Origin of the sequence: Croceifilum oryzae, from assembly GCF_030814315.1 — a bacterium.
GTDB classification, from domain to species: Bacteria; Bacillota; Bacilli; order Thermoactinomycetales; family Thermoactinomycetaceae; genus Baia; species Baia oryzae.
Genome location: NZ_JAUSUV010000005.1, coordinates 241,426 through 261,372 on the forward strand (window position 1 = coordinate 241,426; position 19,947 = coordinate 261,372).

At 42.9% G+C, this 19,947-nt stretch carries 20 protein-coding genes; 17 read left to right on the forward strand and 3 right to left on the reverse strand.

Annotation, left to right across the window (positions count from 1 at the left end; all coding sequences use genetic code 11):
* Positions 1-49: 49 nt before the first annotated feature.
* The 7 genes from bioA to J2Z48_RS07220 all read left to right on the forward strand — a co-directional run bounded on the left by bioA (position 50) and on the right by J2Z48_RS07220 (position 6,564).
* Positions 50-1,399: an adenosylmethionine--8-amino-7-oxononanoate transaminase gene (bioA, locus tag J2Z48_RS07190; protein WP_307252223.1), complete on the forward strand. Its 1,350-nt coding sequence runs from the start codon at positions 50-52 to the stop codon at positions 1,397-1,399.
* Positions 1,396-2,100: a dethiobiotin synthase gene (gene bioD, locus J2Z48_RS07195; RefSeq protein ID WP_307252225.1), complete on the forward strand. Its 705-nt coding sequence runs from the start codon at positions 1,396-1,398 to the stop codon at positions 2,098-2,100. Before bioA ends, bioD begins: the two co-directional genes overlap by 4 nt.
* 11 nt (positions 2,101-2,111) lie before the next feature.
* On the forward strand, positions 2,112-3,110 hold the full coding sequence (gene bioB / locus J2Z48_RS07200; protein ID WP_307252227.1) for a biotin synthase BioB: 999 nt from the start codon (positions 2,112-2,114) through the stop codon (positions 3,108-3,110).
* 38 nt (positions 3,111-3,148) lie between these two features.
* The gene (gene bioF, locus J2Z48_RS07205; RefSeq protein WP_307252229.1) at positions 3,149-4,291 is read left to right on the forward strand and encodes an 8-amino-7-oxononanoate synthase; all 1,143 of its coding nucleotides are present in this window, start codon (positions 3,149-3,151) and stop codon (positions 4,289-4,291) included.
* Positions 4,288-5,025 carry an alpha/beta fold hydrolase gene (locus J2Z48_RS07210; RefSeq protein ID WP_307252230.1) on the forward strand — a complete coding sequence of 246 codons (738 nt, stop codon included), beginning with the start codon at positions 4,288-4,290 and terminating at the stop codon, positions 5,023-5,025. The genes bioF and J2Z48_RS07210 overlap by 4 nt, the downstream gene beginning before the upstream one ends.
* Positions 5,009-5,818, forward strand: a complete 810-nt coding sequence (gene bioC / locus J2Z48_RS07215) for a malonyl-ACP O-methyltransferase BioC (protein ID WP_307252231.1) — start codon at positions 5,009-5,011, stop codon at positions 5,816-5,818. Before J2Z48_RS07210 ends, bioC begins: the two co-directional genes overlap by 17 nt.
* A gap of 92 nt (positions 5,819-5,910) precedes the next feature.
* The gene (locus J2Z48_RS07220) at positions 5,911-6,564 is read left to right on the forward strand and encodes an SCO family protein (protein WP_307252232.1); all 654 of its coding nucleotides are present in this window, start codon (positions 5,911-5,913) and stop codon (positions 6,562-6,564) included.
* Positions 6,565-7,007: 443 nt separating this feature from the next.
* Here J2Z48_RS07220 and J2Z48_RS07225 read toward each other — a convergent pair whose 3' ends face one another.
* Both J2Z48_RS07225 and J2Z48_RS07230 read right to left on the reverse strand, forming a co-directional pair.
* The gene (locus tag J2Z48_RS07225) at positions 7,008-8,237 is read right to left on the reverse strand and encodes an ABC transporter permease (RefSeq protein WP_307252233.1); all 1,230 of its coding nucleotides are present in this window, start codon (positions 8,235-8,237) and stop codon (positions 7,008-7,010) included.
* Positions 8,234-8,971 carry an ABC transporter ATP-binding protein gene (locus tag J2Z48_RS07230; RefSeq protein ID WP_307252235.1) on the reverse strand — a complete coding sequence of 246 codons (738 nt, stop codon included), beginning with the start codon at positions 8,969-8,971 and terminating at the stop codon, positions 8,234-8,236. Before J2Z48_RS07230 ends, J2Z48_RS07225 begins: the two co-directional genes overlap by 4 nt.
* 118 nt (positions 8,972-9,089) lie before the next feature.
* Between J2Z48_RS07230 and J2Z48_RS07235 the strand changes: the two genes are divergently transcribed.
* From J2Z48_RS07235 to J2Z48_RS07280, 10 genes are all read left to right on the forward strand, one after another.
* Positions 9,090-9,773: a prepilin peptidase gene (locus J2Z48_RS07235; protein ID WP_307252237.1), complete on the forward strand. Its 684-nt coding sequence runs from the start codon at positions 9,090-9,092 to the stop codon at positions 9,771-9,773.
* Positions 9,774-9,856: 83 nt separating this feature from the next.
* Positions 9,857-10,981: a hypothetical protein gene (locus J2Z48_RS07240; RefSeq protein WP_307252239.1), complete on the forward strand. Its 1,125-nt coding sequence runs from the start codon at positions 9,857-9,859 to the stop codon at positions 10,979-10,981.
* A gap of 131 nt (positions 10,982-11,112) precedes the next feature.
* Positions 11,113-11,703 carry a Maf family protein gene (locus J2Z48_RS07245; RefSeq protein ID WP_307252241.1) on the forward strand — a complete coding sequence of 197 codons (591 nt, stop codon included), beginning with the start codon at positions 11,113-11,115 and terminating at the stop codon, positions 11,701-11,703.
* Between the two features lie 64 nt (positions 11,704-11,767).
* Positions 11,768-12,475: a RadC family protein gene (gene radC / locus J2Z48_RS07250; RefSeq protein WP_370872901.1), complete on the forward strand. Its 708-nt coding sequence runs from the start codon at positions 11,768-11,770 to the stop codon at positions 12,473-12,475.
* A 74-nt stretch (positions 12,476-12,549) separates the two neighbouring features.
* Entirely contained in the window at positions 12,550-13,230 is a 681-nt protein-coding gene (gene minC, locus J2Z48_RS07255; RefSeq protein WP_307252244.1) for a septum site-determining protein MinC, read from the forward strand.
* Positions 13,231-13,247: 17 nt separating this feature from the next.
* Positions 13,248-14,042 (forward strand): septum site-determining protein MinD, encoded by a 795-nt coding sequence (gene minD, locus J2Z48_RS07260; RefSeq protein ID WP_307252246.1) that lies wholly within the window; start codon positions 13,248-13,250, stop codon positions 14,040-14,042.
* A gap of 76 nt (positions 14,043-14,118) precedes the next feature.
* Positions 14,119-14,997 (forward strand): carbohydrate ABC transporter permease, encoded by an 879-nt coding sequence (locus tag J2Z48_RS07265; RefSeq protein ID WP_307252249.1) that lies wholly within the window; start codon positions 14,119-14,121, stop codon positions 14,995-14,997.
* A gap of 4 nt (positions 14,998-15,001) precedes the next feature.
* The gene (locus J2Z48_RS07270; protein WP_307252251.1) at positions 15,002-15,823 is read left to right on the forward strand and encodes a carbohydrate ABC transporter permease; all 822 of its coding nucleotides are present in this window, start codon (positions 15,002-15,004) and stop codon (positions 15,821-15,823) included.
* 203 nt (positions 15,824-16,026) lie between these two features.
* On the forward strand, positions 16,027-16,893 hold the full coding sequence (locus tag J2Z48_RS07275) for a peptidoglycan DD-metalloendopeptidase family protein (RefSeq protein ID WP_307252252.1): 867 nt from the start codon (positions 16,027-16,029) through the stop codon (positions 16,891-16,893).
* Positions 16,877-17,758: a site-2 protease family protein gene (locus tag J2Z48_RS07280; protein WP_307252254.1), complete on the forward strand. Its 882-nt coding sequence runs from the start codon at positions 16,877-16,879 to the stop codon at positions 17,756-17,758. Before J2Z48_RS07275 ends, J2Z48_RS07280 begins: the two co-directional genes overlap by 17 nt.
* 195 nt (positions 17,759-17,953) lie before the next feature.
* Here J2Z48_RS07280 and J2Z48_RS07285 read toward each other — a convergent pair whose 3' ends face one another.
* Positions 17,954-19,732, reverse strand: coding sequence for a cell wall-binding repeat-containing protein (locus tag J2Z48_RS07285; RefSeq protein WP_307252256.1), 1,779 nt, complete (start codon positions 19,730-19,732; stop codon positions 17,954-17,956).
* Positions 19,733-19,947: the final 215 nt, after the last annotated feature.

The window sequence follows — 19,947 nt, forward strand, 5'->3', positions numbered from 1 at the left end:
CGTAAACTTAATATAAATAAATAGTTTACATTAGGTTGGGGGTAGGAGCATGTCACACAATTATCAAGAACTACTAGAGAAGAACCAGAAATATCTTTGGAATCCATTCACTCAAATGAAGGAATATTTAAACGATAATCCCGTCATTATTGAACGTGGCCAAGGAGTCAAGCTAATCGACGTACGAGGAAACGAATACTACGATGGAAATGCTTCCGTGTGGCTAAATGTGTTTGGTCATAATCGAAAAGAGCTAAATGAAGCGATTCAACAACAACTAGAACAAATTGCTCACTCTACTTTATTAGGAATGGCAAATGTCCCGTCTATTTTATTAGCAGAACGATTGGTCCAGCTTTCCCCCGAGAGCTTACAAAAAGTTTTTTACTCTGATAGTGGAGCAGAGGCAGTCGAGATTGGGTTAAAGATGGCGTTTCTTTATTGGAAGCATCTAGGAAGACCCGAGAAGCAGACGTTTCTCAGCATGAAAAATGCGTATCATGGTGATACCGTGGGGGCAGTCAGTGTAGGGGGGATTAGCACATTTCATCGAGCTTTCGATCGATTGCTGTTCCCAACTGAAAAAGTTTCGTACCCATATCCGTATCGTTTTCCGGGAACGGTGGAGGAATGTAAAAAAAGTTGTCTAGATGAGTTGAAGCAGGCGTTAGAAGAGAAATCGGGACAGATTGCAGGGCTCATTGTAGAGCCAATGGTGCAAGGGGCAAGTGGAATTATCGTGATGCCAGATGGATTTCTTTTAGAAGTAGAAAGGCTATGCCGTAGGTACGATGTTCTCCTTTTAGTGGATGAAGTGGCTACTGGATTTGGTCGTACAGGGAAGATGTTTGCTTGTGAACATGAAGGAATTCAGCCTGACATCATGATGGTAGGAAAGAAGCTGACTGGTGGCTATCTTCCTGTCGCGGCAACCCTTACTTCCGATGAAATCTATGATGCCTTTTATGGGGATCATGCGGAAGGGAAAACATTTTTTCACGGTCATTCTTATACAGGAAACCAACTAGGATGTTCGGTGGCACTGGCGAATCTCGAGCTTTATGACCAGGAGAATGTAATCGAACATGTTCAAGAGCTAAGTAAGTCGTTATCTGTCTGGTTAAAGGAATTTGCGCAGCTCTCTCACGTAGGAGAAGTTCGCCAATTGGGTCTGATCGTGGGAATTGAACTAGTGAGAGATAAAGGAACGAAAGAGCCTTATGAATTTGAAGAGGCGATTGGCATACGGGTCTGTAGACGAGCAAAAGAACTAGGGCTACTTACTCGTCCGCTTGATGGTGTGATTACCTTCATCCCACCGCTCATCACGACAAAAGAAGAGCTACGAGAGATGCTTACCATTTTATATCAATCTATTTCTGAGGTTACGGAAGGATGAGCAGAGGAATCTTTATTACGGCAACGGGGACCGGGATCGGGAAAACCGTGATTACAGCGGGTTTGGCGCTTGCATTGCAAGATTATGGATTTGATGTGGGGATCATGAAGCCTGTGCAAAGTGGACATGAAATCGATTCTCCAGAAAGTGATGGGATGATTCTAAAAGAATTAGTTGGGATAACGGAGTCGATTGAAACGGTGGTTACCTATAGTTTTCCTGAACCAGTAGCTCCGCAACTGGCGGCAGAGATTGCCGAAACGGAAATAGACCGTATGCGAATTCTGCAACATTTGGAAGAGCGAAAAGCAAAGCATGATGTGGTATTGGTAGAAGGCGCTGGTGGACTCATGGTACCCATACGAAACGGATACAGTGTTGCAGATTTAGCCAAGGAGATCGGTTGGCCACTTCTGATCGTAGCGAATCCCCTTCTGGGCACAGTGAATCATACCGTACTCACTACCCTCGTTGCCCGCCATATGGGGTTACATCCGATGGGTGTTATCTTAAACGGTCTCCGAGAAACCGACGAAGACCCGAGTGTAGCGCACAATTCCCGCTTTATCGAACAAATGGCTCAAGTCCCTGTGCTAGGAACAGTCCCGTGGCTTGGAGAAGCGATTACTTCTCATACAGTAAGACAAGTCATTTGCCAGCATGTAAATATGACAGAATTAATCAAGTCTATTGATTATTAGGAGGAACTAATATGTTAACAACCACAACTACGACACACTGGGAACATTATGCCGATAAAGCACTACAAGGCGAACTCCTCACCATGAAAGAAGCATTATCTATTCTGGATGCAGAGGATGCTCAGCTACTTCCATTATTACAAGCCGCCTTTCGAGTTCGACATCACTACTTCGGCAGAAAAGTAAAGTTGAACATGATTATTAACGCCAAGAGTGGTCTTTGCCCGGAAGATTGTGGATACTGCTCTCAGTCCATCGTCTCCAATGCACCGATCGAGAAATATACGATGATGAAACGAGATGTCTTAGTTGCTGGTGCAAAAGAAGCATTGGCTCGAAAGGCAGGAACCTATTGTATCGTAGCAAGCGGCCGTGGTCCCACGGAACACGAGTTAGAAGAAGTGATCGAAGCTGTGAAAGAGATTAAGCAAGATTTAAAGATGAAAGTGTGTGCGTGCCTAGGAATCTTACGGAATGATCAGGCGGAGAGGCTCAAAGAGGCAGGAGTAGATCGTTATAATCACAATCTGAATACAAGTAAAGATCACTTTGCCAATATTACGACCACGCATAACTACGATCACCGAGTTCAAACGATCGAACAAGCGAAAACAGCTGGGATGTCTCCGTGTTCTGGATGCATCGTGGGGATGGGCGAGACTCGTGAGCAGACGGTTCAGATTGCCTATGCTCTTAGGGAGTTGGATGCGGACTCGATCCCTGTAAACTTTCTTCATTCGATTAAGGGAACGCCGCTAGAAGATAAGCAAGAGTTAGACCCACGTTATTGTTTGAAGGTATTGGCTTTGATGAGATTTATCAATCCGAGTAAAGAAATTCGGGTTTCGGGGGGAAGAGAAGTGAATCTGCGCCATTTGCAACCATTATCCCTTTATCCAGCGAATGCGATCTTTGTGGGGGACTACCTGACTACAGAAGGACAAGCCTCCCTAATCGATCATCAGATTATTGAAGACTTGGGATTTGAGATTGAAGAATGTGCCCTGTAAACCATTGGGATCATTGGATTGAAGAAGAGCTTTGGCGTATGGCAGAACAAGATTTAACACGTGAATTGAAAATGGTAACGGATTCTGCACAACCGGTATGTCAACGTGGAGGAAAATCATTTCTCAATCTTTCTTCCAATAATTATCTGGGTCTTGCAGGACATCCTCAATTGGCAGATGCGATGGGACAAGCGATGAGTCGGGGGGCGGGATCGCCTTCTTCCCGCTTAATCGTGGGTCATGAGGAAGAGACCGATCAGTTGGAATCGGAATTAGCGAATTGGCAATCGTCCGAAGCGGCATTGGTTTTTGGCAATGGCTATATGGCGAATGTGGGTGTCTTATCGGCGTTGCTTAGGCGTGAAGATGCGGTGTTTAGTGATCGATTGAATCATGCTAGCATCGTGGACGGGATTCGATTGAGTGGTGCGACTCACTTTCGCTATCGCCATCGAGATTTGGATCATTTGGAGATATGCTTGAAAAAAGCGGATGAAAAAGGGACGAGAAGAAAGCTAATTGTAACGGATGCGGTGTTTAGTATGGATGGAGATGTGGCTCCCCTTCAGGACATGGTTTATCTAAAAGAGCGTTATGGTGCGGCTTTATTTGTGGATGAGGCTCATAGTGTGGGAGTGATCGGAGTACAGGGCAAAGGGTTGGCTCATGAGTTAGGGATTGCGGATCAAGTGGATTTGCACATGGGGACATTTAGCAAAGCGTTTGGCGTATATGGAGCTTATGTAACTGGGAAAAGGGAGTGGATTCGCTATCTTATTCATACTGCGCGTAGCTTTATCTATACAACGGCGCTCCCACCTGTGGTGATTTCAGCCATTCGTCGATCTTTGCAATTGGTGCAACAGAGGAGTGTGTTACGTCAATCTCTTTCGGGCAAATGTCACTATTTTCGTGAAGGGCTTTCTCAAGCTGGTTTCCGACTGACTGATTCAACGACACCGATTATTCCGATTATGCTAGGAGATAGTTCGAGGACGTTAGAGTTTAGCCAGAGATTAGCAGAGCGTGGAATACTGGCAGTGGCGATCAGACCACCGACGGTTCCAAATGGAGAAGCGCGGATTCGTTTCTCATTGATGGCAAATCATCGAGAGGAAGATTTGCGAGAAGCGATTCGTACCATTGTACAAATTGGATATGAATGCAAGGTGATCGGATGAGTAGAAAACAACAAGCTTTTTTATGGATCTCGGGTTGGTCAGTTCCAGAACGGATTTGGGAGCCTTTTTACGGGGAATGGCCTGATTACAAGCACTATGCGCTTTCGTTTTGTGGTTGTGAACGGGAAGAGCAAGTGATGGAACTGGCGATTCAAACGTTCGAGCAAATTGAAGCCGATGAAATTATGGTGGTGGGTTGGTCCTTAGGGGCGATGGTTGCTTTGGAACTGGCTCTTCGTTTTCATAAGCGGGTATGTCGCCTATTTCTCATAGGTGGGGTGGCTGATTTTGTAAAGCGTAGTCATGCTGATTCTGGATGGGATGAACGAGTAGTGAGAAGGATGAAAAAGAAATTACTTTCGAATGGGCGAGAAGTGATTCGTTCGTTCGATCAAAAAATGTTTTCTTCGCTTGAGCTAGAGGAAGGTTGGGGAGAGAAGTGGCAGGAGACGTTTCGTAAACAGCTCCCCACTTTGTCTTCTGTACAGGCAGGACTTGATTTTCTACAAGAATTCTCCCTTCGAGATCGCGGGAAAGAGATTTCCACCTCTGTCTTTCTACTAGCCGGTTTGGAAGATAGTATCTGTCCTGTTACGGCAACGTTAAACCTAGAAAAACAACTTCCCCAAGCGGACTGCACCATTTGGCAAGAGGGTGGACATGCTTGTTTTTGGACGCAGAAGAATCGTTTTCAGCAATGGATAAAGGAGTGTCTACATGGAGTGCATTCGTAAAGCCAAAGTAGCCAACCGTTTCAATCGCTCAGTTTTAACTTATGATCAACATGCAAGGGTGCAGAAGCAGATGGCCCATCAATTAATTGAACTTCTCTCTTATAGGAAGAAGCCTGTAGAGCGAATCTGTGAAATTGGCTGTGGGACTGGATATTTGACTGATTTACTTACTGCTCGATATCCACATGCAGAGATCGTGGCGATTGATTTAGCACCTAGAATGATGGAAGTGGCAAAAGAAAAGGTGAAAAGTCCCCACATTCAATGGATCTTAGGGGATGCAGAACAGCTTCCACAGCTTGTAACTGGTTCCTTTGATCTCATTATCTCTAATGCAACGATACAATGGCTAACGAATCCAGAGAGTACGATTCGTTCGTGGACAGAAGCGCTTCAGCCTATGGGATGGTTGGTGTCTTCTACATTTGGGCAAGAAACATTTTGCGAATTAGCGGCTACGTTTCAAAAAGTTGAAAGCGAACTTCTTATTGAATCGAGCCAACATCGTCTAACCATGCATTCATTAGAAGACTGGGAAAATATATGGAAAAAAGCAGAGTTGATGTTACTAGAGGGGATAGAGGACCGGCAACGGATTTCATATTCCAGTTGTCGCGATTTTTTACAAAGCATTAAGGCGACCGGGGCCAATTATAGTGAAGCGAAACAACCATTATCCGTATACCGAAAACTACTCCCACGGGTGATGGACCAATATGATCAAATCTATCAAATGGGGTCAGGCGTATATGCGACCTATCATTTGTTGTATGTAGTAGGTCAAAAAGAATGAAAGGTGGTAGAATGATTCATGTGAGCTATTGCACAATGAGTTTTTCTGGAATAATATAGAAGGAAATTGATAGAGTAGGTAGGCGAGGGAAAATGAAGCGTTTTTTGGTAGTAGGAGCAGTAGCAGTTGGTGTTATGAGTATGGTAATCGGATGTTCCAAATCAAATGATCATGCCGGTCACAAAGAAACGGCGAATCAACAAGCAAGCACTTCTACGAATGACGTAACGAAAGATAATTGGCAGGTTCCAGAGTTTACATACACGGATCAAGACGGGAAGAAATTCGGAAGTCAGGATCTAAAAGGCAAAGTATACTTAAGTAATTTTATTTTCACTAGCTGTCCAGACGTTTGTCCTCCAATGACTGCGAATATGCGGAAAATCCAAGAAGATTTGAAGGCAGAAGGGCTAAATGTAGAAATCGTCTCGTTTAGTGTTGATCCTGAGACAGACAAGCCTGCTACATTGAAAGCATTTGGAGAGAAGCATAAAGCTGATTTTTCCAATTGGCATTTCTTAACGGGCTATGCTCTCTCTGATATGGAGAAACTAGCGCGTGAGACTTTCAAAGGAACGGTAGAGAAGCAAGAGAGCCAAGTTCAAGGCGGAAAGCCTCTTTTCCAACATCCGGTTCAATTTTACTTGGTTGATGGGACTGGCAAAGTTCGTAAGTTCTATAATGGGATGAATCCGGATCAAGCAATGATTAAAAAAGATGTAAAAGAAGTGTTGGGTAGTAAGTAATTTTTATGTGGGTAATTGAAAAAGGCATGATGGAGAGCGATAGTTGCTTTCTGTCATGCCTTATTTATGTTGTGCTGTGTTGTTTGTTGTTAGATCAGCTATTGGAGATTAGTCTGGGGCATGTATCTACCCACAGCTCAAATAGTGGGCCTGCGAGGATGTGGAAAAGCAAGTCCGCTCCGTGATTCTCCGCTTCGGACAAGTGGCAAAACTCGCAAAGAACGTTCAAACATTGCCACAAAACACCCTTGCTTCGAATCACTACGCTAAGTAGGCTCACTAACATCGCAGTGGTTAGATACATTGCCCCTAGACTATTCCTCTTTGCTGGTTAATCAACAGTGTGGTTGGTTGAGTAGGGAGTGAGTAGATTTTTTTCGGCTCCAAGAAGCTACTTTAAAAGCTTGCTTTTTGAAAACTTCTAGTAAGCTCTTTTGTTGTCTCTATCGATTTACTTGATTGGAATGAAATAGCTTCCGTTTATTCCAACCTACTATTAGTAAGCCTATTGCCCAGTTGATAAGTAGTAGAATCATCGCTTCCATATAGCTTACTCGTTGCATGACAAGGGGCATGATAATGAGTAGGAAGCCTAGTAGAAAGGTGAGTGTTCGAGTGATAGTAGCCCAGCTGTACACGGCTCGTCCGGCGGATATCGGATATAGCTTTACCCAGAGCGGATAGGTTTGCTGTGTGATTAACCTAGGCATCTGAAGGACAAATAGACAAATAGCAAGCGGGGTAATCGTCCAAGATACCCACGTATAGGGAAGGCTGACGACGAAAAGGGTTGCCCAAATCCAAATCCGATAGAAACTAGCAAATAAGTCACTGCGCCTAATCAAGGTGCGCCAATATAGATAGATAAATGGCTCCTTTTGGGTTGTGAATCGCTTAATGATGGCGATGAGCCATGTTCTTTTTTTAATCGGTGGTTCAACCCCGCGCAATTCTACGAACCAACTAGCAAGCGATTGCCATCGATGTCGGATGATCGATTCTCTTTTTTGCCAAATCATCCACGGCATTTGGCTTGTCTTGGTCGTTTTATATAGCCAAATAGAATGAACGATGGGAAAGAGCAGAGCGAGCAAGGTGTAGATTTGATAGGGATGGAGTGACCAAAATACCAGAAATGCGGTAATCCCCCAAAGGCAAATCTGATCCAATATGTGCGAAAATCCTTGGAGCCTGCGGTGGTCTTCCATCACCCGTACCCACAGGGTCCAGATTTGTAGAGAGAGTAGCATGCCGATTGCTGTCCACCACTCCAACGAAGTCCCGATTCGAACTCGATAAAGCGGATAAAGCAGGAAAAGAACAATGATAAGACGAAGCATAGCCATACCTGCTGAGTAGAGAAAGGCCGTTTTTCTCCAAGCAGGCATCGTGTGCTCGAGAGGAAGTAAAAAAACTAAGTCAGCTTTTTCGATCCACGGACGGAATTCTACGCTTGAGAGGATATAGGTAAGAATCCCCCATACAACCCAGTCAAATGGAAAGTTTGCAGGTAGCCCAGTAAGTAAAGTTTGATACGCTACATAAAAACCAACTAAGAGAATGCCTAGAACAAGGGGTGTTCCTCCTCCGCTCGCGATTAGAGTGATAATTCGCGTGGCCTTCGTCCATGTTGTATGGATACGATGTTGTAGTAAGGATTTATTTTGTTTCATCGATGATCCCCTTTTACAACCGATATAAAGAGTTCATGCAAAGAGGCATGTGGGCGCTCGGCTTGGCTTCGCATCTCTTCGATCGTTCCCGAAAGGGCAATATTGCCTTGATGAATACAAACATAGCGATCACAAAGTTTCTCCGCCATATCAAGGATGTGTGTAGAGATTAGGATGCCCGTTCCCTTCTCTTTCCGTTGTTGCAAGAGCATCGCTAATTCATCGATCGCAATAGGATCTAGTCCCACGAAGGGTTCGTCTACAATTAGATACTTACATTCTGTGAGAAAGGTGCAGAGGATCATGATTTTTTGCTGCATCCCTTTGGAAAAGGTATCAGGGAACCAGTTACGCGCTCGTTCCATTTGAAATTGTTTTAAGAGTTGCTCCGCTCGTTTATGAAAGATTTCGTCTGATAGTCCATAAGCCGAAGCGGTTAATTCAAGATGCTCCCATAATGTTAACTCTGGATAAAACAAAGGCATTTCTGGTATATAGCCGATCTTTGATCTGAAATCTTCTGGCTGATCAGATAATGTAGACCCATCAATCGTGATTGAGCCACTATGTGCGTTTAATAGACCTAGGATATGTTTCATTGTGGTACTTTTACCAGCCCCGTTTAGTCCAATGAGACCAACTGTTTCACCGGGCTTCACTTCAAAAGTCAGGTTATGGATAACGGGGCTTGTACGTGAGTAACCACCGGTTATATTTTGAATGGAAAGCAACATAGTTCACCTCTTGTATGTAAAAGAACGATTTAATTTCATTGTACCGAAATGGGATTCATTGGTCGACTGAAATTGTATAGGTTTGTTGAAGAGTGATTTATAGGAAGTAGGAACAAACATGAATCTATGGCAATGGATCATATGTATCATCGCATTCACCCCTTTACCCAATATCACAGACTCCTATCTAAAGCGCAGGCAAAAGCGGAACCAACTACATAGTAGCTGGAAAGATGATCTACCTAATCGAGTTACATGGTGGATGAATGGGATCTCGTTGGTGTACGGAACAGTCCTTATTTCTATTAATCCCCCCTCCAATAATAGTGAATGGTTCATCATCACAGGGATTCTATGGACCATGGGGATGATTGTGTGGTCCGATTTATGGGTAGGGATCATTCCAAATATATGTGTGGTGATCATGTGTGGATTAGGAATGGCAGAACAGATTCAGAGTGACTCCTACCAAGAGTATTGGCATACAGAATGGTTGATTGGATTAGGGATTCTTTTCTTATTCATCGTTCTGGTCTTGCTTACCCGTGCCATGGGCTGGGGAGATATAAAGCTATTAACAGCTTTATTCATCTGGTTAGGTACATGGAATTGGATGATTCACCTATGGATCGCATGTGTGAGTGCATGTGGGGTGGTATTGTTTCGAGCGCTTACAACCAAACAAGTTGCTCGAAAACAAAAAATAGCTTTTGGTCCACATATTGTACTGGGGGCGATTATTGCTTGGATGGTGGGTGAAACGATGTGGACAAGCTATCTAGAGTGGTTTCTCTCATTCTAGTAAAATTGTCTAGTAGCGTAGTTCTTAGTTTGGGTATTTATCCATATACTGTGATAGAAAGTTTCTGGTAGGGAGGGTCTATTATGGTGAAGGTAAATGTAAAACCTAAACAAGAAAAGTCTGTAGGCGATTCTCTGGATGATCATTTTGTAAAAGTTGTCACACATACCCCTTCAACGGGATTTACATCTGTGACCGTTGAACCGATCCAGAGTAAGGAAGAAGAGATCATTCCAGAAATAGAACCGACGGAACCAACCTCGTCCACTCAAGGGCGTACATTTTTAGATGCATTAAGTGCGTATCGCTTTCGAAAGGTTTTCTCGATTGAAGATGATCGAGAAGCAGAGATTATCGAATGGAGCTCCCCTCATACACCATTCCGAAAGCCGAATAAGCGAAAGTTTAACTGGAAAAAAACATGGCTACAGATCGTGTTATCGATCATAGGTGCGACTGTCTTAGGCTCGATTATGGGGATATCAGTGCTGTCTCTGTTTTTTTCGGGGGATTCACAAAAGCGACCAGTCAACTCAATTGATTCACATCTAACACCGCAAAATGATTCGAAACAAGAAGCCCCTGTCCAAGGTGATCCGAACCATTTTCCAGAGTTGCCTGTTATTTTGATGGAAACAGGAGGCTATGGTGACTCATCCGCTGCACAAAAAGGCGTTTTTGAACTGCGAGCAAAGGGGTTTGCTTCGGTATTATCGTTTACGGATCCAGATCGCATTTTTGTCGGGATGACAATCGATGAGAAACAAGCAGGACAGTTGGCCAGTTTCCTAAAACAAAAAGGGGTTCCTGTCATTTCGAAAAAGATACAGTCGTCTCAGAAAGAAACCAAAAAACAGATCGATTCGAAGTTGCAGTCGTTTATCCAACTAGGGAATGAAATGGTACAGGAGATGACACCCTTAACCGTAGCGCAACTTACCAGTTCCAAAGAACCGTCTGCTTTTCCGTTTAAAGCAGAGTATCTAGAAAAACATCGAAAGCTTCTCACCGATGGGCAGATGATCGCTACTTCTTTAACCCAAATACCCAAAAATTATCTATCTGAAATGATCCGAGGAATTGATCAGGCAGTACAAGCCGCTCAAGAAGCACAGAAGAATCCAAATACCGCTCTGCTCGGGATGATTCAAGAAGGATTGATTCGTTACAGTACTTCATACCAGCAACTAATCGAATCATTTCAATAGTCAGTTTGGTTAGATTCTTGTTGAATAATGCCAAGTTTGCTAAACTAAAATTATCATAATTTTGACTGCACCTTTTTGAGGAGGGTGCTTTTTTGTACATATGAGGATTTTGGACGAAAGAAGGCGCTTATGTGGAGATTGTTTTAGCATCTGGCTCACCTAGACGACGTGAATTATTAGCCCATTTAAAAGTGGATTTTCGTGTGCGGACGAGTGAGGTTAGTGAAGAGATAGAGGGTTCAATTGAACCAAGTGAAGTAGTAGAAATGTTATCTTTGCGAAAAGCAGCGAAAGTGGCTGAGGAAGAGAAAAATGCTTGGATTATTGGTGCGGACACGATTGTGGTGAAGGGTGGACAGATTCTCGGAAAGCCAAGCGATCCAGCAGATGCGTTTGCGATGCTATCTAGCTTACAAGGAACGAAGCATCAAGTATTTAGTGGCATTAGTTTGATCGAAGTTCGTGATGGTGAGGTGAAGCAGTCGTTATCGAGACATGCGATCACAAATGTATGGATGAACTCGCTATCCGATCAGAGAATTAAGTGGTACATCGAGACAGGAGACCCGATGGATAAGGCTGGTTCCTATGGAATCCAAGGATATGGTGCTAGTTTTATTGATAGGATTGAGGGTTGCTATTTTAACGTAGTGGGGATGTCTCTAAGCTTGCTGGCCGAAATGTTAGAAACCTGCTCTTGCCCACTGTTTGAGAAGTCATAATCGGTATATGTCATGCATCAAGATGGACACCTAATCAATCTAATCTATTTGGGAGAGGATTCTAGTGGAATGTAATGATTCTCAATTATTGATGAGAGATGTTCCAGCAGATGAGAGACCTCGAGAAAGAATGATTCAACTTGGTGCAGAACATTTATCAAATGCGGAATTAATTGCTTTACTTCTTCGAACGGGAAGTCGCGGAGAATCGGTTTTAGCATTGGCCCAGCGCCTGCTTATGGGGACGAATGGACTTCGAAATCTACATGGATCTTCGCTCCAAGAATTAACGAAGATCCGTGGGATTGGGGAAGCGAAAGCGATTCAGATTTTGGCTGGTATTGAACTTGGAAAGCGTCTTGTCAAACATAAACGAGAAGAGCTTGTATCCATTCAAAATCCAGAGACGGTGGCGGATTACTTGATGGAGGATCTTCGTTATCTTCCACAAGAGCATTTTGTCTGTCTCTACCTTAATGTGAAAAATAGAATCATACATAAAAAGGATATTTTTGTCGGAGGATTAAATTCTTCCATCGTGCATCCTCGCGATATTTTTCGAGAGGGAATCAGGTACAATGCAGCTTCCATCATATGTGCTCATAATCATCCCAGTGGAGATCCTACGCCTAGTCCAGAAGATTTAATGGTTACCCAGCGCTTAATTGAGGCAGGGGAGTTAGTAGGGATTGAGGTTGTGGATCATATCATCATTGGAGATGGTCGTTTTTGTAGCTTGCGAAATGAAGGTTTGATGTTTGAGCCGAGTTAAAACGGTTTTTTTGACAATAAGAAGGAAAATGATGGAATTTAGCGAAAAAATAGAGTTGAGGCGGGGTGACGTGAATGGGGAAAGTGATGAAGCCTTACGTAACGATCAAGGGAACCAAGGATGGCCTATTGTTTTATTTTGATGATTCATGTCCCTATTCGGAGATTTTAGAAGAATTAACCCATAAATTGGAGCATAATCAAGCGCTTTGGGAGGGACCGGATACCAAGATTCGAATTAAGTTGGGATCACGTCAAATTACAAGCGAAGAAGAGCACTCATTACGTGATATATTTTCCCAAAAAAAGAATCTAGTGATCTATGGCATTGAATCAGAAGGAAAACCACATCTAATTGAATCTGAAATGGGGATTACGACTCTTTCGGGAACGGTTCGCTCTGGACAAGTTCTTACTCATATAGGAGATCTACTATTTCTAGGTGATGTAAATCCAGGTGGGAGTATTCAAGCCTCTGGGAGCATCTATGTAATGGGAGCGCTACGGGGTTTGGCTCATGCAGGGATGCAAGGGGATGAGCGGGCTATTATATCAGCATCGGTATTTAAGCCAACGCAACTTCGGGTGGCCGATGTCATTTCTAGGCCACCCGATGAGTGGACAGAATTTGATAGCACGATGCGATTTGCTCATGTAGTCGATGGACAGATTTCGGTAGAACGTATGAACCATTTTTGTCAGATTCGCCCCGACCGAGAGTGGAAAGAAGTACAGAGAAGTTATCGATCGTTATAGAGGGGAAGGGGAGTCAAGTGGGAGAGAGCATTGTTGTTACTTCTGGTAAAGGCGGAGTAGGAAAGTCGACTACTACCGCAAATGTGGGTACAGCGCTGGCACTGGCAGGAAAGAAAGTCGTGATGATTGATACGGATATCGGTTTGCGGAATCTAGACGTTCTGATGGGTTTGGAAAACAGAATTGTATATGATATAGTTGACGTTATTGAGAAGAAGTGTAGAGTGCAGCAAGCACTTATAAAAGATAAGCGTTGTGACGAATTATATCTATTGCCAGCGGCTCAAACGAAGGATAAGAGTGCTCTTACATCGAATCATTTGCGTTGGTTGGTAAGTGAATTAAAAGAAGAGTTTGATTATGTGATCATCGATTGCCCAGCAGGGATTGAATCAGGTTTTCAAAACGCCATCGCTGGGGCTGATCAAGCGATTGTGGTCACCACACCCGAAAATGCTTCGATTCGAGATGCTGATCGAGTGATTGGATTGCTCGAAAAAGAAGATATGCCTACTCCTAAGCTAGTGATTAATCGGCTCAAGACCCAAATGGTAAAAGAGGGCGGGATGATGGCAATTGATGAAGTGGTCTCTGTCCTAGCGATTGATCTACTAGGAGTAGTTCCTGATGATGAGCAGGTGATCCGTGCTGGAAACGATGGTGAACCAATCGTCTGGGAACGTAGTTGTTTATCTGGAAAAGCATACCGTAATATTTCGAAGCGAATTATGGGGGAAATGGTTCCATTACTCGTATTAGAACCGGATTCCAGTCTCTTGATCAGAATGAAACGTTGGTTAGGGTTTGCGTAAGCAGGCTATTAAATGTGGGAGGAAGAGGGGAAGTACCTTTCTTCCCTTTGTCATTTTATAGAAGGAATGATATTAGATGAAATATAAAGGAAGTGCGTGGATCGCTTGGATATTTTTACTGCCTTCATTGCTCACAATCGGGTTAGTACTCTTCTATCCCTTAGCAAAAGAGATACGTTATAGTTTTAACGACCATCACGGTCAGTTTAGCTTTCAACACTATATAGAGCTATTTGGCTCATTTTTTTCATCTAACTCCGTTTTTCGCGATGTAATCTTTCAGACCATAGCATGGACGGTTATCAATCTTTTTCTCCAATTTACGATTGGTCTTATACTGGCACTGCTCTTAAATCGAATTCGAAAGGGGCGTGCGATTTACCAGACCCTGTTAATGATTCCGTGGGTAGTTCCTTCATTTGTCGGTGCCTATGCATGGTTATGGTTGTTTCATGATCGGTTTGGTTTTATGAACCAAGCCTTACATAAAATAAGACTTCCGATTTTCCATTGGCTAGATAATGGGACGGTCACGATGTTGGTCGTCATCATGGTAAATGTGTGGATCGGGGTTCCGTTTATGATGATGACGTTTCTCGGTGGACTCCGGAGCATTCCAAAATCGTTATACGAAGCGGCTCGAATGGAAGGTGCTTCTCCGTGGCAACAACTTACGAATATCACTCTTCCGCTACTCCGCCCAATAGCCGCAACTGCTACGGCGCTCGGGATGATTTGGACCTTTAATATGTTTAATGTGATCTATATCGTATCAAGTGGTGGACCAGCGAATTCAACGGAGACCCTCGTTACCTATACGTATCAAGAAGCATTCCAAAACGGTAATATCGGCATAGCTTCTACTTATGGAGTTGTCATTCTCAGCTTTGTAATAGCATTTACCCTGTACTATCAGCGTGTATGGAAAGCAAACCAGAACGAAGGGATGTACTAATAAAATGCGTAAGTCAAATAAGTGGGTTCACATTTTACTAGGAACTGCTTCGTTCATCTCTATATTTCCTATTCTGTGGCTTTTATTGACAAGCTTTAAACCCGTATCAGAGATTTATAGCGACACATTTCGCATATTGCCCAAGGCGTTTACGCTCGAAAACTATGTAGATGTATTAACAAGGTCAGGTGGGGTGTTTTGGACGTGGCTGTTAAACAGTATCATGATCTCGCTCCTTACAACGGTGATTGGATTGATATTGTCCACGACTGCCGCATATGCGATTTCTCGCTTTCGGTTCCGAGGGCGTAAAGGGATCACGATGAGCTTCTTATTTACACAAATGTTTCCGGGAATTTTACTCATCATTCCGCTGTATCTCATGATTGATCAGCTAGGTTTGCTGAATACCTATTTGGGCGTGGTTCTCGCGTATTTGGCTATTACCGTTCCTTTTTGTGTGATGGTGTTGAAGAACTTTTTTGATACCATTCCGATTGAAATCGAGGAAGCGGCTCGAATGGATGGCTGTTCTCAGCTGGGGATCTTCTGGCGGATGGTGTTGCCACACTCGCTACCAGGCTTAGCCATTGCGGCATTTTATTCTTTCCTGACAACATGGAACGAGTTTATCATTGCCGTAACGTTCTTGAAATCGGATGACATGTACACACTACCTGTGGGACTACAGCAATTTGTAAACCAATTTAACACACAGTACCACTTAATGGCTGCTGCCGCCATCATCATTACGGTACCCACTTTGCTACTTTTCTTTTTCGCTCAGCGTTTAATGTCAAATCGATATTTCTATAAAAAAGGGTGATCGTTTTCGTCTACGATCACCCTTTTTTTGCGATTACGAACTCTTTTTCGTACCCATCCATTTCGAAAGCTTATCTAGCATACGCTCAAAAAATTTGCGCATCTTCATCCCCTCCTTCTTTACCACAAGCATATGAGCAAAGGACAAGACATATGATTGTACAAACAAAATCCTTTGTAAGGAATGGAAAGGAGGATCAGATTTTGAAAGAATGGGGTGTACATAATAAATTACGCAGACAAGAACAAATTCGTCTGATCCGCCAAGGGTCACATAAAATACATTCACTTGAGTCAGATCAGATGGAAATTCCTTCGAAAGATGGAAAGCCATTTGCATTGCTCACTACACAGGAAGGCGAATATCCCAACTGGGTATCCCCTCCTTTAGCAACCTCCAATTATGCGATGGGCGGCATTCAACCATGGGGGAAGGCACAATCATGGAATAAGAAAGAGAAAAAACGAAATAAACCTGTAAAATTTCTCATTCAGATGGTCATAGCGGCTACTTTGTTCCTCGGTACAACGCTTGCAGTTCAACATCAAACAAAAGTAGGCCAGATGCTCACAAGTGGACTCCAGCAGAAAATGGATGTTTCCACCATCGCCAAAGTGGTGGATCAGGTGGTAGGAGACAATGCAACCGTGTTACCTGCCTTTGTGGGAACGTTCTTAGAGCAAACGAAGCCAGATGGTAAATCCAGTGCGGGCTGGCAAGTGCCTAGTAAAGGGAAAGTATTCCTACCCTATACAGCTGAGCGAAAAGGAATGGTATTGCAATTAGTCCAAAACGAACAAGTTCATGTGGCAAGAGATGGCTGGGTTTCTTTTGTCGGGCTTAAAGAAGGATTAGGTCAAACCGTTATCGTGGAGCATGAAGACGGGAGCGAGAGTTGGTATGGTTTTCTGGATCAGCCAGCTATAAAAGCCAAAGCGGCTATGAAAAAAGGAGACATAATTGGCAAAGCAGAAGACAAACAAGGTCAATCATTTCTCTATTTCGCGATCCAAAAACAAAATACTTGGCTAGATCCAACGAAGGTGATTTCATTTGGCTCCCCGAACTAGTTCGCCATGGAAAGGGATGAAGATTCGAATTCATCCCCTTTTTTGGCTCGTGATCCTGCTTTCCATTTGGACAGGGCACTGGATTGAAATTCTTACTTTATTTGTCGTAATCGTGATCCACGAATTAGGACACGTAACCGCCGCATGGTCATTTGGCTGGCGCATTCGTTCCATGGAGATTCTGCCCTTTGGCGGCGTTGCCAAGATGGACGAATGGGGGACTGTGCCGAATCGTGAAGAGATCGTCGTTGCATTAGCAGGTCCGTTTCACCATGTATGGATGGTCTTAATCAGTGTCCTCTTTTATCAAGCAGGCTGGTGGACGAAAGAGTGGACCTTGTACTTCATCGAGGGGAACCTATGGATCGCTGCTTTTAACCTTCTCCCGATTTACCCGTTAGATGGGGGCAGGGTTCTTCAAGTATGGCTTACCTATCTACTTCCGTACCGAAACGCTGTTTCTGTTACCCTCTGGTGGAGCTTATTGGCTGCATCTCTGCTTATAATCCTTTCCTTTTTCATCCCAGGAAGCCTCGTTCACATCCCACTATTTTCGATTTCCGTCTTCCTTCTCTATAGCAATGTGATTTCATACAGGCAACGAGAGTATCAATTTATCCGTTTTCTATTACAGCGATTGGAAAAGGGGGTCGATCCAAGGTGGAGGTCTGTGCAAATCAAGCACTCTGGTGGAGCAACTTTGCGTCAAATTGTGAAGTCTTGGTATAAAGAGAAGGAACACATCGTGGAAGTAGTAGATGAGGATGATAGAGTATTAGGTGTGTTGACAGAGGAGCAGTTATTAAAAAGGTATTTCTCTAGCTCAGTTGTGCCGAAGAAGCCACCTCATCAGCGGATAAGCTAAATGGGATGGTTGTGATTTGACTACATTTTTATGAAAAAGATATGGAAGGCATCCCAAAGAAACTTGGAGTGCCTTCCATTCTTTATGTCCTAGAGAATATATATAGCTCTTGTCATTCGATTTTACTGAATGATAAGAGTGCTAAGTCAGAGCCAAGAATCTTTCTGAGCTACTTTTAACTATTCAAATCGCTTCTTAATCAACATATTTATACATGCCATTAAGTAGACCATCGCTTACTGCAATCGGTCCGCCTTGAACAAAGATCTGGTCAATCTTTTTTCCTGCTGTTTTCTGGGCGTTTAAGTATTCCACTGCATAAGTACTTAATTCGGTTGGCTGAGTAAGCAGTATAGCTCCATTATGCTTCGCCGCGAGAGGAGCACCGACCACGATATCTGAGTATATTTTCCCAGGACCAGATGTGTACTCATTACCGTTCCCAATGACAATCGTTTTGATATCAAGACCAAAACGCTCGATGAGCTTGATATTGGTTTCATATTTCCCACCCAAGGTAGCAAATCGCTCCACTTTATTTTGGGAAGAGTAGGATTTTAGTTTATTCGCAACTGTCTCCGAGACTTGACCCGTACCACCTAAAATGACGAAGTTTTTGTACTGAGGATATTTCTTCAGGAAAGAGTCGACAGAGTTTGAAATCTCATCTTTATTTACATACAGAGTTGGATATCCTTTCGCAATCGAAACACTGAGTGCAGAAGCAGAATCAAACAGACCCACACTCCAGTTTGTAATAAACACCGTATCAGAAGGAGTACCACGTTTATTGCGCTCCTGTGTGAGATAATCTGCCACTTTGGCAGATGTATCGCTTGGTTCCGATCCAGCAAATCGAACCGTATTCGCTCCAAGCTCTTTTACTTTTTTCTCAACGGTTTCCGTAATAGCCATGGTTCCACCTAGAATATAGACGGTTTCAGGCTTCAAACGCTTGATTTCATTCTCAACATTAGTTGGTAAGTTGTCTGCTTCAGTAAGTAAGATCGGAGCTCCATCTAATCCAGATAACGCTGCACCTGCAACTCCATCCGCCATTGCACTGGAACGAACGAGAATGACAGATTTTACAGTTCCTTTATGTGTTGCATAACTGGTATTGACCGATGTACCAATTGCATCAGTGCCGCCATTGCGATAGATGCCAGGATAAACGACTTCATACTTGCTGTATACACTGTTTCCTATACTGTTAGTAGCCAGGAAGCCATAATAGTTATAAGTTGATAAGCCCTTAGTAGAAATCGTTTCTACAAATGGATTAGATAGTGGCTTTAATTCTTGAGAGCCATTTACACCAAAGGAAAGCTCCATTCCATTAAAAGATCCCTCGAATGTAAAGCTTGTACTACTACTTGGGATGCGATAAGAATCTTTTGCAGGCTTTGTTAAGTGAAGAGATGGTAAGTCTACCTGTGGTTCAAGATTATACGACAAACCTCGAAGAGAAACCGAGAAATCCCCATTTCCTTCTTTTACTACGATCACGTACTCTCCAGCAGGAACAGAATCACCAGAGCGATACACTTTGGAGCCATCTTTCGTCGTAATAAAGACAGTTGGTGTTTTGGTGTTTGCTGTAGTGGAGATCTTCACCGTTCCCTCTGCTGAAGAGATAAAACGATGGTAGTGAATTTCGTTGGGTGAAATTGTTGATTTGAGCGTAACTATATTCTGGTTTTCATTTGATCGTTTGGTTCTATTTTTCTTCGATTCAGGTGGAGTATTGATTAGTTTCTTTTGAATGCTTTCTTTCTGATAGTTACCTAGTCCTACTTTCCAATCCATTTTGGAAGCAGGCTCTTTTTCCGAATGTTTGTATTCGATTTTGTTGTGATCGACATCAATCACTTTGATCTTTGCATTCGTAGCAGACGCTACCAGAGGAGCTATCAAAAGTGTTGCTGCGATTGCTACCGATGAAATGGATCGTAATAAGTGTTTTTTTCGCAAAATCTCATCTCCTATTATTTTTTAATAAATAAGTAACATTTAATATTTAAATACTAAATCATCATTATGTAAAGATTTTTTTCAGTACATTTAATTAATACTAAATCTTATCAATAAGTCTTGGATGACTTTATATATAAAATGAAGTAAATAATAATTCTATATAAATATGTATATATATTGACAGTTATTAGTTATTAGTAGATTATTATGTA